The organism is Clostridioides sp. ES-S-0049-02, assembly GCF_020658465.1.
Classification (GTDB): domain Bacteria; phylum Bacillota; class Clostridia; order Peptostreptococcales; family Peptostreptococcaceae; genus Clostridioides.
Genome location: NZ_JACVWG010000017.1, coordinates 14,092 through 30,274, shown reverse-complemented (window position 1 = coordinate 30,274; position 16,183 = coordinate 14,092). Strand labels below are relative to the sequence as shown.

Below are 16,183 nucleotides of genomic sequence, written 5' to 3'. Positions count from 1 at the left end.
AAGATTTTAAAGATATAAGTTTTAGTGATGTAATGTTTATTTAAGGAGGTGAGAGGTTGAAAGTAGTTAGTATTCCATGTGGATTTGAGACATTTTCTAATGAAGAAGATGATAGAAAATTAAATGTAAAACTAAAAATTTTACATGAAGGCAAAAATTTAAATAAAACTAAGTTCGATTTATTAACTATAAATGAAGCAGAATCAACTTTATCAGATATACCCATACTTGGATATATAAAATATGATGAAGAAGAAAATGCTGTAGATTTTGATGAACATAATATGATAACTAAAGTTGTAAAGGATGATGATGGTTATTCTATAGAGTATAAATTCTTAGAAAGACCACTTGGAGTTATTCCAAATAATACAGAGATAACTTATACGGAAGAAGATGGGAAGACATATTTAAATTGTACAGGACTTATCTGGAAACATTATTCTAACTCAGCATATCAATTATTGACAGAGTCAAAGTCAAAAAGTGTAAGTATGGAAATAGCAGTTGAAGATGGAGAGGTTGATAAAGCTGATGGATATTATAATATTAAAAAATTTAGTTTTTTAGGAATTACTATTTTAGGAGATGATGTTGCACCTGGAATTGAAGGGGCATCTATAAATACATATAGTAATTTTTCAAAATATAAAAAAGCAATTTATGATATTTGCAAAGAAATGTATTCGTTTGAAGGAAAGGAGGAAGATATATTGAGTACAAGTAAAAACTATGGACTATCAACAGAAAATATAAGAATTTCTATTAATAGTCAATTAAAAAATAAGATGGTTGAGGTTGAAGACCCTTACTGGGGAGGAAAATATACAACTAGAGAATATTATTTAAGAACTATTTTACCAGAAGAAAAAATAGCTATATTAGAAGAAAATATAAATTGTTGTAACTATTATGGTATACCATATTCTATGGATGGCGATGATGTTGTTTTAGATTATGAAAACAGAAAATCATACATAGAAGAATGGAGAGAGAAAAAAGAAGGAGAAGTTATAGAAACTTTTTCTAAAGATGATATTTTAAAAGAGTTAGTACTTGAAAAGTTTAGTGAAAAAGAAACTGAGATAAAAAATCTAACTGAAGAGTTGGAAGGTTTAAGAAAGTTCAAGGCTGATAAAGAAATGGAAGAATATAAAGTAGAAGTTTCTAGTATTATCTCAGAATTTAGTTCATTAACAGAGGATGAGGTTAAGACTTTTAAAGAATCTGCCATAAACAAAGAACTATCTTTAGAGGAGCTAAGAAAAGAGTTAAGTTTACTTGATTATGCAAAATTGAAAGAAAATACAAAACAATTTAGTACAACAGATAAGAAAGAAGAAATTATTGAGGAAGCAAAGATAAATTATTCATCTACATTAGAAGATGAAAATAAAAATACAAAATCATATGAACAAATATTAAGAAAACACTCAAATAAGTAGTGTTTATTTTTATGAAAAAAATAGAAAAGGAGATATGAAAATGGCAGATAAAGCGATATTAAATTGTGATATAGACAAGTACCCAGATGTTGCAACAGCAAAAAATGGAAGTGATGTACTAGAAAATGGTGCGATAGTTGCATTAGGAGGTTTAGTCGATTCAGAGTTAGGAAACGATTGTTATAAAATAGAAAAATTAACAGAAGGATGTAGATTTGGAATCTTAGACAGTGTTGCACTTCAATATGATGAAAGATTAGATGAAAGAGATTATGAGTTAAAAGCAAGTGAAATAGATAGAGTTAGATTACCTCATAAGGGACTATGTATGACTTTAGCTAAAAAACATTTTGATGGTGTGGTAGCTGTTGGAGATGAATTAGAGCTTAAAGCTGATTCATATAAATTGACAAAGAAAACTACAGGCGCAGTAGTTGCAAGAGTTGAAGAATTATATAACTTTAATGGACAAGACTCAGTATATGTATCTTTTATGTAATAACAAATAGGAGAACTGGAGACAGTTCTTTTTTTATGCAAAAAAACGACTAATGGAAGGTGGAAAAAAGATGGCTATAGATATAATAGCATTAAAAGATTTATCAAATGATATATTAAATAAAAAAGTAAAAAATTATACTCAGTGTGAGGATGCATTAAGAAAAGAAATAATAGATATATGTGGAGGTAAGTGGGGTCAATATACGTTCTTTGAAAATAAGTATAAGATATTTCAAATATTATCTGAAACAATAACTGATAAAGTAAATAGATTGACTGAAGAGGCATTTTCAGATTTTTGTGATGTAGAAAACTTTGATTTAGGTAATAAAAAAGAATTTACAGTTAAAAATACTGATTTATTAAGAATTGCAAATATAGCTGAAGGTAAAAATAGTACAAGAAGACAAAGATTATTAGAGAAAAAAGTTCCTACATCTGCATTTAAATTAGCAATAGCTATATATGAAGAATTCGATAGATTTATAACTGGAAGAATAGACTGGTCTGAGATGGTAGATAGAGTGTCAGCTACATTCCAACATCATATAGCAGAAGCAATAGCATCTACTATGGAAGGGGCTTACACATCTGTACATACTAATTTAAAAACTAGTGCTGCTTATTCAGATAAGGACTTAAAGAAAATAGTTAATAAAGTAAAAGGTGCTACTGGACAATCTGTAGCTATATATGGGACTCCAGAAGCAGTAGGTAATATAGAAGGTGTTGGAGCTGACTTAGATAAAGATGATAAAAGAAACTTTGGATATGTTAAAAACTTCAGTGGAACACCAGTAATAGAATTGCCTAACTATTATGATGCTGAGAGGGATAAATGGGCATTAAGTAATAATATTTTATATGTTATTCCAAATGATGAAAAGATAATTAAATTAGGATTTGAAGGCGACACAATGATAATAGAAAATACTGATGGAACAGTTAGAGATGACCAACAAATAGAAATGTTCATGTCAAGAAAAATGCATCTAGGTGTTGTTGTAGCTTCTAAGTTTGGTATGTATAAAATACAATAGTATTATTTAGAAGGGAGATTAAAAAATGGCTGGAAAAGTAAAAAAAGAAGTTCCAAATGAAGTTGAACAAATTAATGAAACTGAAATATTACAAAAGACAAATTCAAGAAAGAGCTATAAGCAGTTAAGAAGTGAATTAAGAAAACTAAAAGATGAAATAGAAGTTGAAATAATGAACTTAGATACTGGTACTGTTCTTTATAGAGATAGAGATGAAAGACTTATATTTGAAATGAATAAAGCTGGAGAAAAAACTTTTATATTGTTATCTGATTTATATGAAATATCAAATAAACATAGAGGATATTTTGAGAACTATCTTATAACTATAGTTGATGTTGATAGTGATGATTATACAATTGAAGATATATTAGAGTATTTGAATTTAAAAGACATATATGAGTATTTAGATGAATACGATTTAGATTACATAAATCATATATTATTAAAATTAGATAATGATAAGTTTGTCAATCTAGTTGAAAAGGCTAATTATGGTTTAATAGAGTGTTTAGGTTCAAGAGTAATCGAATTATATAAAAAAGGTAAATTTGATTCTCATTATAAAGAACGTTTAATAGCTACTAGACTAGGTTTACAAAGTTTATTTGAGGATTAAGGTGATGTTATGGCCACACCAATAAAAGATATATATAAACAATTTCTTTCTCTAATAAATGATGAGGAGATGCTATTACTTGAAGAGGAAATAATTGAGGATATGATGTATTCATATCTTCAAAAGGCTACATTTGATTTTTATGAATGTAGAAAAGATTTGTCTATAATAGGACAAGAAGAATCTTGTGTTACAATTCCAATAAATCAATTAGAGTATGTTGCTAATCAAGTTAATAAAAACCATGATATTTATTTAGTTGGTAAATCTACAAATAAAGAGTATGAAATCAATAAAGATTATACTGTAGAGTTTAAAGAGGAAGACTGTATAATAACCTTTGAAACAGAAACAGAGGAAGAAATTTTATTTAAGAGTAAATATTTAGGTGAAATAGTTTCAGACCTTGATTTAGATGAAATAATTATATTAGCTTATGGAATGATGATTTGGTGGCTTCAACCTAAGATTCTTAGAGAAGAAAACTTAAAACAGATGTTAACTGATTCAGATTATAATACTAAGTCTGGTGCTAATATGTTAGCAAAACTTTGTTTATTAGAAGTTCAAATTAGAGAGCAATTGGCCAAATACAAGACAAGATATGTATACAAAGGTTTTAAAGGTTGGGATAAAATTGAATAGCTATATTGGTAATTATAAAAAAAGAATTGGGCTGGGCTGTTCAACTCCTAAAGAAAAAAGAATATTGCAACTAAGATTAAGTTTTAAGAAATATTTAAAAGAAACACCAACCTGTATTGAAGTTCCTATAACTGATATAGATGAAGTTTGTATAACAAAAGATACTAAAAGAGCTGTAGCTGCAATTAATGATATAACTAATAATGATAAAAGGTCACTAGATGAAAAAAATCTATTAGTTGAATCGGATTTAAATGTAGATGTAGGTTGTTATCTTTTTTATGATAATTGTTACTGGCTGACTATATTTAAAGAACATAAAGAAATGGATACGTATAAGCATTTTATAATAAAAAGATGCAATCAATTCTTTAATTATAAGTATAAAGGTCAGACATATAAAATTCCTCTCTCAGTAGAAAATTTAACTTTATATTCTGATGGTATGGCAGATAATAAATATACATCTGTAGCAGATACAAAAAGACAACTTTATTTTGGAAGTAATCATATAACTAAAACTATAGATATTGACACTAGAATAATGTTAACTGGTAAAACTGTTTTTAGAGTTACATCGGTAAATGACTTTGAGTATAATGGCAGAGAAACAGGAGTAGACGGTCTCATTAAAGCTATATGCTTACAAGATGCCTTAATTTCAAAAGATGATACAGTAAATAATATTGCTTGGAATGATTTATCTGAAAATGATAAAACAGTGACACCTTTTAATAAGATTATAGGTAATAAAGTAATAAATTTAGGTGAAGAAAATAAGTACATAATAGACCATTCTCAAGGCGTTGAATGGCTCTTAGACAAGCAGTATAGCTATTGTAATATAATTAATCAAGATGAGAAATTGTGCGTCTTAAAATCTAACACACTGGCTAAATATTCTGGCTTAGAAGTATTGCTATTAGCTAAAGATAAAGATACAAATGAAATAATAGACACCAAAAAGATAACACTAAGGGGGTAGGTATATGAGTTTATATGGTTTTCCCTAACAAGTTAATTTCAAATATTGGAACAACTCTAATGTCAAATCAAGACTTCGCTAAATTTATGATTTATAATGATGAATGCCAAAAAGATATTTTATCTATGCCTGATATAAAAAATCCAGTTAAAGAGCTTAGAAACAAGAAAGTATTTCTAAATAGAAGAGTAGAAAAAGTCTTAAAAGAAGCAGATATATCAGTTTTTATAATTATGGCAGAGTATAGACCCTGCTTTGAAGGAAGTAGAACAGTTAAAAAAACAAAGATAGAAATTGGTGTTGTTTGTCATGATGAATGCCAAGATACCGTAAATGGCCTAAGAGATGTTGCGTTGATGTGTTGCATAGTTGATATAATAACTCAAAATGAGGAAATAGCTGGTATAGGCAAGATTAAGTTGGAAAATGTATATCAGATGTATAATCTAAGTACTGATTACAACGGATTTGTTATAACTGTATCTGCTGAAAGTTTTGGTGATATGTGATGTTAGAGAATTATTATATTACAGGACTACCAATAGTTTTAAATAATATGATGGGTACTATATATCAACCAACCATTGAAGAACTTGTTAAACTGGATATGGTTAATTTAGAGATGGTAAATCCATTTTTAATACTTGAGAAGAGTTATTCTCAGCTATGTAACGAGGAATCATTTGAACTAAAATGTAAATATGACACTATACCCATCTTAGATTTAATGATGTTAACATCAAGGAAAGATTCTTCTGAGAAAATTGAATTACTTAGTGATAAGATAAAAAAATCTTTATCTATATTATATAAAACTGATATTAAGAATATTGAATATATGAATAATATTAAAATCGGTATTTTAATTAAATCGAATGATAAAAAGAAAAATGCTTTTATAAGTAGAGAAGATTTTGGACTAGTATCAGATTTAATTTTAGAAATGTTTTGTATTGATAAAAAAAGCTTCCAAGATGATGAAGATAAATGGATTGAAAATACTGGTTCTGAGAGAGAAAGAAAGTTAATTGAACACTTCAAAGAAAAGGAAAGAAAAAAAAGAGAAAAAGAAGCATATCATTTATGTGATTATATAAATATAGTTCAAAATATAGATGGGCATATTCCTATAAATGAAATATTAAAAATGACTTATTGGCAACTGATTAATATTTATAAGACTAAAATTCAATTTAAGAATTATAATGAAAACTTAGGTTATGCATGGTCTTTTAAATACCAAATTGGAGCAGATAAGATGAAACATTGGTCTAAAGAAATAAAAATACAAACTAGCACTGTTAAATAGCAGTGTTATTTTTATGTAAAAATGAGAGGATGATGAAATAATGAGATTTGCGATAAAAGATGCAAGTAATATAATAGTAAAAAATAAAACAACTGGAGAACCACTTTTTTATACAGCGGATTTAAATGCGTTTAACTTTAAATTAGATTCAGAAAGTGTATATGCAAAAGCTAAAGGTGCAAATGCCATTGCCTTTGATGGCAGCGTGACTTGTAGTTTAGGTCTCGAACAAGAGGTAATACAAATGCCACAACTAGCAATGTTATTAGCTTCTGATATGGTTGAAGAATCTGCTAAGGTTGGTAAAAGAAAATTATTAACTTCTGATGGTACAAAGAAAGTTACTTTAGAAAATGTAAAACCAGTTGCTAATAGTATATCTGTATATAGTGTAGAAAAAGATGGTATATCTTTAGTTAAGAAGTTACAATTTACTTCAACGGCTACAGGAGATAATACAGAAATAACGATATCTACTGCTGATTTTAATGCAGGAGATAAAGTAGCAGTATTTTACTTAGAAGAGTTACCAAAAGCAAAGGTTATAAAGATAAAAGAAGAATCTACTGCTCCAAACTATGTAGTAGAAGCAGATGTTATGGCTAAAACTGCTGATGGTGAATATATGGTATTATACATGACTATTCCAAATGCTAAAGCACAAAGAAGTATAGAATTAAATCTTACTGCTGAGAATCCATCTGGATTTAATATGACACTAGATGTTTTACCAGATGAAAATAAAGAATATGTAACATTTGCATTTGTTGGAAATGAAGATGTTAGCCCTGTTAGAATGGCCTCTATGTTAGGTGCTGAATTAATAGACGAAAAGGATGTTAAATCTAAGAAATAGTGAATTACCCTACTCCTAATTGAGTAGGGGTTATTTTTTTACGTTTAAATATAATTTTAATCGGATTTGAACTTAAAAAAATGAAAGAAGGTGGTAAATTGGTATTTTTAGATGATAAGTTTTTATTTGATAATATCTCAAGTGAATCTATGAACATTAAGTTGGTTACATTGGGTGATGATGATATTTTAAATGAATATGGATTACCTTATGAAGAAGCAATTAAATCTGATAATACTTTTAACAAAAATCCTTGTTACAGTGAAGATGAAACTACTGTTGAACCTATAACACTACAATTTTGTTTGTGTAGTGAACATGGAGAGGCTTATGAATGGGACGATTATACATTAGAAAATATATGCAATTGGTTCTGGCAGAGAGAATTTAAACCATTCATATCCTTTGATAACATAGAAGAAATTTATTATCTTAAAGCAAGAAAGATAATAAAAAAGTATACAAAAGATAAAAAAGGTGTGTTGGAAATAGAGTTTCAGCCGTATACAAATTATGCATATAGAAACTTTCAGAAATCAATAACCGTCAAGGATACAAGGGAAATTAAACTAAATAATATATCTAATGTAGATGAAGAATATGCTCCAGTAATTGATATTGAATGTTTAAAAGAGGAAGATATAACTATTAGAAATGCTAGTATTAGTGATAAGGAAGAAGATAGTTTAGTAATAAGTGGATTAGCATTAAATGAAAAAATAACAATAGATAATTTGTACTATACAGTTTTAAATAGTAATGGAGAAAATAGATTTAATATTGTTAATAGAAAGTGGATTAGATTAAAAAGAGGTGTAAATATATTGAAGTTTACCGGTAACTGCAAAGTTGCTATTAAGTGTAAATATCCAATAATAAAATAAGGGAGAGATAGATATGAATAAAATACAAGTAGATAAATTAATGCAAGATGAAGTTAGAGCTATAATACCATTTGTAGATGAGAATGGTAAAGAGGAATATATAGAAGTTAGAAATCCTGATAAAAAAACTAAAGAATATATATTAAATAAAATATGGGCTGGTATGGAAAATCCAGATTTAGCATTGTCTCAAGAAGATATTCTTAAAATGTTGGTTGATGAGTTGACTAATATAGAACTAAATATTGAAATAGAAGATTTAATAAATGGTGAAGTATCTAGTGAATTAGAAACTATGATGTACTACATAGGTCAAATAGAAAATGAATTAACTGCATCCTTACTAATGAATACCGAGATTAAATTAGGTCAGTTAAAAAATGATATATTACAAGATAGAGTACTCAAAGAGACTGAGGAAATCGAAAAGATGAATAATATCAAAGATAAGGTAGTGAATTAGATGGTATTTAAGTCTTTAGATGAGCTAGTTGCCTATACTAAAAATCAAATTAAAGCTTCTATGCCTGAAGTTGGTAAAAAGATGAAAGAGATAATGAAAGAAGAAGTAAACAAGCAAGTTTATTCTGATTATACTCCAAGAGGTGTTTGGCATCCTGATTTATGGGGTGGTAGAACTTATGACTTATTAAATTCTGTAGATGTAACAGAGCTTTCCTCTAATTCTGTTGTCTCCGAAATACAGAATAACGGAAGATGGTTTGATGCATTTAGTAAAAACCCAGCATTTCCAATGGTTAGATTAGAAAAAGGTAAAGTTTGGGCAGCAGGTGGTACTAGAAAAGAACCTAACTTTAGACCCAAGACAAATATAATGACTGAAAGTGAAGCTAAAGTAAGAACTAAGATACCAAAGTGCTTTAAATCTAAAATGAATGAATTAGGTGTACCTTTAGGATAAGATTTTATCTTTGTCGAATTTTAACGGTTTAAACATAATATATTGACTGATATAATAAAATCATAGAATATTTTAGGGGGAAATATATTATGTTTAAGAAAAAGTTAATAGCTGTAATAATGAGTTTGACTATGATTAGTATAGGGAGCTTTTCATATGCTCATTCAGGAAGAACTGATTCATCAGGAGGTCATCGTGATAACAAAAATAAGTCTGGATTAGGAAGTTATCACTATCATTGTGGTGGTTATCCAGCTCATCTACATAATAATGGTGGGTGTCCTTATACTGGAGGAGGAAGTAGCTCTGGAACAACAACAACTTCGGTTAATAATGAAGAAAAGCAAAAGAAATCTGTTGGAGAAAAAGGATATAATCAAGGCTATGAGGATGGTTATAAAGGGAACTATAGTTCATCAAGCTATAATGGAGATTATAGTGATACATATGAATCAAAGTACTCAGAAGGATATGAAAAAGGCAAGGCTAAATTAGAAGAAGAAGAAAAGGCAGCTGAAGAGGCTGGATATAATTTAGGACTTACAGGTGTCAAATCTAATAATACATATGAAAAAGAAGCTTTAAAAAGTGCTTATGATACTGGATATTCAAATGGCTATAATGAATATAAGACTAAAAAGATAGAAGAATATAAAGCTAAGGGAATAGAGGATAGTAACAAAGATAAAGAGAAAATGACATTTGAAGAAAATATAGATTCTGAGTTTAAAGATGCTTATAATAGTGCTTATGATGAAATACAAGAGCAATTGAAGAATGATTATAACACTCAAGGATTTGAGAGTGCTATCAAAGGAGAAAAGTTTAATACATCAACTATAGGTAATGTTAAATATTCTAATTGGTTTAAAGAAGGATATGATAATGGTAAAGTTAAGTTACCTAAAGTAAAGGAAGATATCTATAATCAAGGATACAATGAAGAAGATTTTAGTGTACCAAGTGAAATGAAGTCTATTGAGACTAAGTTAAAAGGTATATATGATGATGGATTAGAAAAAAGAGAAGAAGAGAAAAGTAGAAATGTTACTTATGGGGTTGGAGCTGGAACAGCAGCTGTAGTTGCTGGAGTAGTATATAAAAAGAAAAAACGTAAAAAGATATAGATGCTAGATATACCAATAATGACAAGTGTATGACAAATATAATTTTAAGTATATTTATTTGAAATATATAATGGAGGTTGTATCTGTGGGATTTAATTTTAGAAAAAGCATAAATCTAGGCAGTGGATTAAAATTAAATTTAGGGAAGAAAAGTGTAGGGATAAGTGCTGGTGTTAAAGGTGCTAGAGTATCAGTTAATTCAAAAGGAAGAAAATCAGCTACATTGAGTATACCTGGAACTGGAATATCATATACAAAAACTAGTACAAAGAAACGTAAGCCCAAATAGATAGAAATAGGTAAAAAAAGACAATCAATTGAGGTTGTCTTTTTTTATTTTAAGATATTATTTATTCTATCTCTACAACACGACTATAATAATGACAAGTATATAATATCCATAATATGGCAATATATGCTATAATTCTATTAACTATAGAATATTGAATGTGAGGGGATATTATGAGTCAAAAGGAAGTGAAGTGTCCTAAATGCAAAGAAAGCATTATGGTGGATGATTCTAAAGAAGTTTGTTTCTGCATAAATTGTGGAGAAAGGATAGATTTAAAAAGTATAAATCTAAAAAAATCATCTCCTGATTTTGATATGTATAAAAGTGATAAATATAGAAAACTTGCAAAATTAGCTAAATTGGAATATGATGCAGGCAACTGTTGCCAAGCATATGACTACTATTGCACAATACTAGAATCTAATCCAGATGATTATAATGCTTTATTTTTTAAAGCTGTTTCAGAGATAAGATATTGTGACTTAGAGGATTTAAATATAGAGGTGTGTTTAAATTATATAGAAAAAGCTTGGGATTTATTTGTAAAATTTAATCCTAATACTGAAAAACTTTTTAGACAGAAACGTATAATGACAACTGAATTATACAATGTTGCAATTGAAAGATTTAATTATGCTCAGAGATACTTTTTTACAGATCAAACTTCTGAAGATCATATATATTTGTATTGGAATAATTTAGAAGAATGTAAAAAAATGTTTTCATATAATGCTAATTTTCTACAAGACTATAGAATTGGAGAAGATGAAGGGTTAAGAAATATATACTTAGATTCTGCTAAAAGTTTACTTAAATGTATCACAGAGCTTTATATGAGTCGTAAGTATGTAAAAGGTTTTAATTATGATAAAAATCAAGAGATTATAGATTTTATTAAAGTGAAAACAACTAGTGAACTTTCTGCATTATACAATGATACAGTATCGGATATAAAAAAATATGAGCCAGATTATGAAGCTCCTAGTATAAATACAGGATGTTATATAGCTACTGCTGTATATGGTTCTTATGACGCAACAGAAGTATTAGTACTAAGAAAATTTAGAGATGATATTTTATCTAAGCATTTGTTAGGAAGAATTTTTATAAAAGTATATTATACTTTAAGCCCTCCAATTGCTGAATGGTTAAAGGATGCTAAGAAAGTAAATCTATTAGTAAAAAATATTCTTGATAAGTTTGTACATAGATTAAGTAATAAATAGTGATTCAATAGAGGCAGTCAATTGAGATTGTCTTTTTTATTTAAAAGATATAATATTTTTACAGATTATTAAAAACTGAATTATGAATTATAAAAATAATAAAAACGATAAGTATTAAAATTCCAATAGACATTTGTATTTTTTTATTATTTTTATAATTTATCCATGTCATGATACTTAATAGAGTAATAAATAATAAGCTTATAATTGTTAATGGTATTTTAATTATATTTAATAATTCTAAAATTACTAATATCATTGATATTACTGAAATTATTAATGCTAAATCAGATAAGGATTTCTTTTTCATGAGATACCTCCAGTTTGTATTATATATTTATTATAAACTATATAGTGGTCGATTTAAAATTATTTTAATATAAGTTAGTAATTTCAATTATGACAGGTATATGACAGAGGTACTTACCTTAGAATATTTCTGTCTTCCCTATTTAATACAGATTGTAATTATATTTGTATAGATTAGTAACAATTGGATAGAATATAATATAATCGAAACAAAATGTTTCAAATATTTAAAATATATTTGTTGTTTAATGTTATTTATGATAATATCTAAATATAAGAAAAGGAGGTGTTATGCTTATGAATAATATTTATGTTCGAATACTTTCTATTCAGTTAGATGGATTCAAGAATGTAAATCATGGTAAGATTGATATGCCAAGATTTATTTCTGGTGATTATACTGATGAGGTTTCAGATATATTAGGAATTTATGGTCAAAATGGTTCTGGTAAAACAGCCATAATTGATTCATTAGCCTTTTTAAAAGATATGATGATGGGTAAATCTCTTCCTAAAGATACAGTTAATTATATTGGTAAAAATAAAGAAGCAGCTACCTTAAAATTTAAATTTTATTTAAAAAAACATGAAAATGAATTTTTATTATCCTATGAGTTTTCTATTATTAAAAAAGATGCTGAAAAAGTTGAGATTAAGAGTGAAATAATTAAATTTTCTAAATTAGAAAGTTGTAAGAAGCTTCCAGAATCAGCTTTAATTAAATATGATTCACAAAGTAAAGGTACTATATTTACACCTAAATATAGATATGAACAATTATCTAAAGGAAATAAAGAAAATGAAATTAAAATTAATGTTGCAAAAATTGTTTCAATAAAAGAACAAAAATCATTTATTTTTTCTGAAGAACTTCAAGAACTTTGGAATGATGATGAAGAAGATATTATGAATGTAATTCTGTCCTCCTTAAGATTATTTGCAATTACAGATTTATTTGTCATTAGAAATGGTCATAATGGTATTATTACATTAGACTTTGCTATGCCTTTTTCATTTAAGTATGAAGATGGAAGAAATTTATCTGTCGGAGATATGATATTATCTTTAAGTGAACCAACTATTTTTAAAACTAAAGAATTTGATATTTTTAAAATAATGATTCAAGAAATTAATTTTGTAATAGGAGCATTAATACCAGGTTTATCTATTATTATAAAAGAGTATGGTTTACAAACAACTAAAGATGGTAAAGATGGTATTCGTTTTGAATTATTGTCTAAAAGAGGTGAAGAGGTTATTCCCTTGAGATATGAGTCCGAAGGTATTAAAAAAATTATATCCATATTAAATCTCTTGATTGCAATGTATAATAATCCATCTGTGTGCGTAGCTGTTGATGAATTAGATGCAGGTGTTTATGAATATTTACTGGGTGAGTTACTTGGTGTAATACAAGAAACTGGAAAAGGTCAATTTATATTTACATCACATAATCTTCGTCCATTAGAAATGATAAATAAGTCATCATTGATATTTACGACTACTAACCCAGAAAATAGATATATTCGTCTTACAAATGTAAAAAATAATAACAACCTTAGAGATTTATACTTGCGTAGCATTAATCTTGGTGGTCAAAAAGAATCAATCTATGAACCAACTAAAACGCATGAAATAAGACGTACCTTCCGTAGAGCTGGGAGGTTACTAAATGAGTAAGATGCAGAAAATAGTATTATTTTTAGTTGAAGGTATTACCGACAAGGTCGCATTAGAGGGTGTACTTTCTAGTATAGTGGAAGATAGAGAAGTTTCTTTTCAGTTAACTGATGGTGATGTTATGACTAAAAAAGGTTTAACTACTCAAAATATTGTAAAATACATTGGAAATTATGTCAACAATTATCTTGAAAATAGTCGCTTTAAAAAAAGTGATATATTAAAAATAATACATTTAGTTGATACTGATGGTGCATTTGTTGATGATGATACTATTGTGTATAAGGATATTGAACATATACAGTATTTTTCTGATAGGATGGAGACTAGAGATGTAGATTATATCATTAATCGTAATAAAGAGAAAGCAGGTATGCTAAATAAATTGATTTCTACACATAAAATTTCTACAATAGGTTATTCAATTTATTTTTTCTCAAGTAATTTAGAACATGTATGTCATAATAAACAAGAAGATTTGAATAGAAAAGAAAAAATGCATTTAGCAGAGAAATTCTCAGATAAATATGAAGATAATCCAGAAGAGTTTTTAAAATTCATTAGGTCAAAAGAAATTGCTGTAGATGGAGACTATAAGATTTCTTGGGAATTTATTAAACAAGATTGCAACTCTTTAAATAGATTTTGTAATTTTCATTTGTTTTTTGATGATAAAATATAGACATGTTATAATATAAATGTCCAGATGGATAGTTTAGATGATTTTCAGCCTAGATAGGCGGTTTAGAATTATTAATAATGAAATTTTAAAAGATACTTTCTGTGAGAATGTATCTTTTTTTATTGGAAAAATTTGACCTCGGAGATGCCTTTTTAAGGATTTATATAAGTTATGCTTGTATTTATACATTTATTGCTTAAAACTAAATGTATAAGGTTGGATTTTAATTATTATTAAGATAGGAAGATTTTGTTTGTTTATAGTAATTTCAATGATGAAAGAAGTGTGACAATTATAATTTTAAATATAAATGGGGTACAGATGAAAAACTATATTTTTTCTACATTAAGGGGGTGTAATTATGGAACTAATACTCAAGTTCACAGATATTCATGAATACTTTGATTTTATTAAGGAATTTAATTATCTTTATCCAAAAAAAGAAATTTTCAAAAATAAATTATTGTTCAATGAAGTTAATATTCCAAAATATCTAATATATAATTACGATGATGATATTTGAACTGGAGATATAATAAAAATGGCTAATCAGGCAAAGAAAAATGATTATAACTTCTTTATGTTTAACAATATAATTTATTTTGTAGATGATGAATATAGAAGTTATAAGGTAAGCCTTCGAGATTAAATTGTAAATTTTTTCATATCTAACATAGAAAGAAGCAAATATAATTTTGAAGTATACTAACAATAAAAGTTTTAAAAAAACATTGAGAACAGAGAAGTTTTATGGTATTATATGGATATAGTAAGAACAGAGAGGGAGTTTATTTTTATAATTAAAAGAGAGGACTATTTTATATGGTGAATAATTTAATGATTTTTGAAGGTAAAGAAGTAGAAGTATTTGAATATGAAGGTAAAGTTTTATTTAACCCTAGACATGTAGCAGAATGTTTAGAGATTTCAGATGTTAATAGCAGTATTAGAAAATTTAATGATAATCAGGTGGTTAAGTTGACTAATTCTAAAATGCATAATATGCAGTTTAGAAAATTACATAATACAGGAGAGAAATTTCTTACTGAAAGTGGAGTATATAAACTAATATTTAAATCAAGAAAAGAAGAAGCAGAGAGATTTCAAGATTGGGTAACTGATGAGGTGTTACCAAATATAAGAAAAACTGGTACATATAATATGAATCATGATAATATAAAAAACGTATTAATACCAATCATGTTAAATGGTATGTTAGCAGGATTTGAACAATTATCAATCGAAAATGACAAGAAAATAGATAATAAAATTAATGAAGTGAAAAATTTAATTGGATTTAGGTCTAAAAACACAGCTATGTTATCAAAATTATTAAAGTTAAAACTATCTAATATTAAAGGATATAATGTTAATGCAAATGACTATGATTATAGAACTACAGCTACTAAGATTTTTTCAAGATATAATGTAGCTAAATGGGAAGATATACCCGTATCTAAATTTAATGAAGTGCATGCTTTGATTGATACTTTGGAAGAAATAGATGACATATATACTTGGAAGAATTAGAGAATCGCCAACACTGGGGATTTAATTAAAAATAATAAATAATCGCCATCATTGGCGATTTTAAAAAGAAGTAATCTTCTGTTATTTTGCTAATAGAAGATTATTTTTATTGTATAAATGTGTAGGTGATA

The 16,183-nt window shown here is 27.2% G+C and carries 19 protein-coding genes; all 19 read left to right on the top strand.

Going from position 1 to position 16,183, the window contains the following annotated elements; all coding sequences use genetic code 11:
• Window positions 1–56 precede the first annotated feature (56 nt).
• Window positions 57–1,445, top strand: a complete 1,389-nt coding sequence (locus IC213_RS18740) for a hypothetical protein (protein ID WP_227863432.1) — start codon at window positions 57–59, stop codon at window positions 1,443–1,445.
• Window positions 1,446–1,485: 40 nt separating this feature from the next.
• Window positions 1,486–1,944 (top strand): hypothetical protein, encoded by a 459-nt coding sequence (locus IC213_RS18735; protein WP_227831829.1) that lies wholly within the window; start codon window positions 1,486–1,488, stop codon window positions 1,942–1,944.
• A gap of 70 nt (window positions 1,945–2,014) precedes the next feature.
• Entirely contained in the window at window positions 2,015–2,986 is a 972-nt protein-coding gene (locus IC213_RS18730; protein ID WP_227831828.1) for a hypothetical protein, read from the top strand.
• Between the two features lie 25 nt (window positions 2,987–3,011).
• Window positions 3,012–3,605 carry a hypothetical protein gene (locus tag IC213_RS18725; protein WP_227863431.1) on the top strand — a complete coding sequence of 198 codons (594 nt, stop codon included), beginning with the start codon at window positions 3,012–3,014 and terminating at the stop codon, window positions 3,603–3,605.
• A gap of 9 nt (window positions 3,606–3,614) precedes the next feature.
• On the top strand, window positions 3,615–4,250 hold the full coding sequence (locus IC213_RS18720) for a hypothetical protein (RefSeq protein ID WP_227863430.1): 636 nt from the start codon (window positions 3,615–3,617) through the stop codon (window positions 4,248–4,250).
• Window positions 4,210–5,235, top strand: a complete 1,026-nt coding sequence (locus IC213_RS18715) for a hypothetical protein (protein WP_227863429.1) — start codon at window positions 4,210–4,212, stop codon at window positions 5,233–5,235. Before IC213_RS18720 ends, IC213_RS18715 begins: the two co-directional genes overlap by 41 nt.
• Before the next feature lie 14 nt (window positions 5,236–5,249).
• A complete protein-coding gene (locus IC213_RS18710; protein WP_227863428.1) occupies window positions 5,250–5,744 on the top strand; it encodes a hypothetical protein in 495 nt (164 codons plus the stop codon).
• A complete protein-coding gene (locus IC213_RS18705) occupies window positions 5,744–6,544 on the top strand; it encodes a hypothetical protein (RefSeq protein ID WP_227863427.1) in 801 nt (266 codons plus the stop codon). Before IC213_RS18710 ends, IC213_RS18705 begins: the two co-directional genes overlap by 1 nt.
• 40 nt (window positions 6,545–6,584) lie before the next feature.
• Window positions 6,585–7,400, top strand: coding sequence for a hypothetical protein (locus IC213_RS18700; RefSeq protein ID WP_227863426.1), 816 nt, complete (start codon window positions 6,585–6,587; stop codon window positions 7,398–7,400).
• Between the two features lie 98 nt (window positions 7,401–7,498).
• Window positions 7,499–8,284, top strand: a complete 786-nt coding sequence (locus IC213_RS18695; RefSeq protein ID WP_227863425.1) for a phage tail domain-containing protein — start codon at window positions 7,499–7,501, stop codon at window positions 8,282–8,284.
• Between the two features lie 13 nt (window positions 8,285–8,297).
• On the top strand, window positions 8,298–8,747 hold the full coding sequence (locus IC213_RS18690; protein ID WP_227863424.1) for a hypothetical protein: 450 nt from the start codon (window positions 8,298–8,300) through the stop codon (window positions 8,745–8,747).
• Entirely contained in the window at window positions 8,748–9,206 is a 459-nt protein-coding gene (locus IC213_RS18685; protein WP_227863423.1) for a hypothetical protein, read from the top strand.
• Between the two features lie 89 nt (window positions 9,207–9,295).
• Window positions 9,296–10,333, top strand: a complete 1,038-nt coding sequence (locus tag IC213_RS18680; RefSeq protein ID WP_227863422.1) for a YHYH domain-containing protein — start codon at window positions 9,296–9,298, stop codon at window positions 10,331–10,333.
• An 85-nt stretch (window positions 10,334–10,418) separates the two neighbouring features.
• The gene (locus tag IC213_RS18675; protein ID WP_227863421.1) at window positions 10,419–10,622 is read left to right on the top strand and encodes a DUF4236 domain-containing protein; all 204 of its coding nucleotides are present in this window, start codon (window positions 10,419–10,421) and stop codon (window positions 10,620–10,622) included.
• Window positions 10,623–10,795: 173 nt separating this feature from the next.
• Window positions 10,796–11,851 (top strand): CFI-box-CTERM domain-containing protein, encoded by a 1,056-nt coding sequence (locus IC213_RS18670; protein WP_227863420.1) that lies wholly within the window; start codon window positions 10,796–10,798, stop codon window positions 11,849–11,851.
• Window positions 11,852–12,457: 606 nt separating this feature from the next.
• Complete coding sequence (locus tag IC213_RS18665; protein WP_227863419.1) at window positions 12,458–13,840, top strand: AAA family ATPase; 1,383 nt, start codon at window positions 12,458–12,460, stop codon at window positions 13,838–13,840.
• Window positions 13,833–14,522, top strand: a complete 690-nt coding sequence (locus tag IC213_RS18660) for a hypothetical protein (RefSeq protein WP_227863418.1) — start codon at window positions 13,833–13,835, stop codon at window positions 14,520–14,522. The genes IC213_RS18665 and IC213_RS18660 overlap by 8 nt, the downstream gene beginning before the upstream one ends.
• 361 nt (window positions 14,523–14,883) lie before the next feature.
• Window positions 14,884–15,045 carry a hypothetical protein gene (locus IC213_RS18655; RefSeq protein WP_227863417.1) on the top strand — a complete coding sequence of 54 codons (162 nt, stop codon included), beginning with the start codon at window positions 14,884–14,886 and terminating at the stop codon, window positions 15,043–15,045.
• A 299-nt stretch (window positions 15,046–15,344) separates the two neighbouring features.
• The gene (locus IC213_RS18650) at window positions 15,345–16,052 is read left to right on the top strand and encodes a Bro-N domain-containing protein (protein WP_227863416.1); all 708 of its coding nucleotides are present in this window, start codon (window positions 15,345–15,347) and stop codon (window positions 16,050–16,052) included.
• Window positions 16,053–16,183: the final 131 nt, after the last annotated feature.

Excerpts from the sequence above, each read along its gene's own strand:
- IC213_RS18735 (WP_227831829.1), top strand. The coding sequence starts at position 1,486 with ATGGCAGATAAAGCGATATTAAATTGTGATATAGACAAGTACCCAGAT.
- IC213_RS18730 (WP_227831828.1), top strand. The coding sequence starts at position 2,015 with ATGGCTATAGATATAATAGCATTAAAAGATTTATCAAATGATATATTA.
- IC213_RS18725 (WP_227863431.1), top strand. The coding sequence starts at position 3,012 with ATGGCTGGAAAAGTAAAAAAAGAAGTTCCAAATGAAGTTGAACAAATT.
- IC213_RS18720 (WP_227863430.1), top strand. The coding sequence starts at position 3,615 with ATGGCCACACCAATAAAAGATATATATAAACAATTTCTTTCTCTAATA.
- IC213_RS18715 (WP_227863429.1), top strand. The coding sequence starts at position 4,210 with ATGTATACAAAGGTTTTAAAGGTTGGGATAAAATTGAATAGCTATATT.
- IC213_RS18710 (WP_227863428.1), top strand. The coding sequence starts at position 5,250 with ATGGTTTTCCCTAACAAGTTAATTTCAAATATTGGAACAACTCTAATG.
- IC213_RS18705 (WP_227863427.1), top strand. The coding sequence starts at position 5,744 with ATGTTAGAGAATTATTATATTACAGGACTACCAATAGTTTTAAATAAT.
- IC213_RS18700 (WP_227863426.1), top strand. The coding sequence starts at position 6,585 with ATGAGATTTGCGATAAAAGATGCAAGTAATATAATAGTAAAAAATAAA.
- IC213_RS18690 (WP_227863424.1), top strand. The coding sequence starts at position 8,298 with ATGAATAAAATACAAGTAGATAAATTAATGCAAGATGAAGTTAGAGCT.
- IC213_RS18685 (WP_227863423.1), top strand. The coding sequence starts at position 8,748 with ATGGTATTTAAGTCTTTAGATGAGCTAGTTGCCTATACTAAAAATCAA.
- IC213_RS18680 (WP_227863422.1), top strand. The coding sequence starts at position 9,296 with ATGTTTAAGAAAAAGTTAATAGCTGTAATAATGAGTTTGACTATGATT.
- IC213_RS18670 (WP_227863420.1), top strand. The coding sequence starts at position 10,796 with ATGAGTCAAAAGGAAGTGAAGTGTCCTAAATGCAAAGAAAGCATTATG.
- IC213_RS18665 (WP_227863419.1), top strand. The coding sequence starts at position 12,458 with ATGAATAATATTTATGTTCGAATACTTTCTATTCAGTTAGATGGATTC.
- IC213_RS18660 (WP_227863418.1), top strand. The coding sequence starts at position 13,833 with ATGAGTAAGATGCAGAAAATAGTATTATTTTTAGTTGAAGGTATTACC.
- IC213_RS18655 (WP_227863417.1), top strand. The coding sequence starts at position 14,884 with ATGGAACTAATACTCAAGTTCACAGATATTCATGAATACTTTGATTTT.
- IC213_RS18650 (WP_227863416.1), top strand. The coding sequence starts at position 15,345 with ATGGTGAATAATTTAATGATTTTTGAAGGTAAAGAAGTAGAAGTATTT.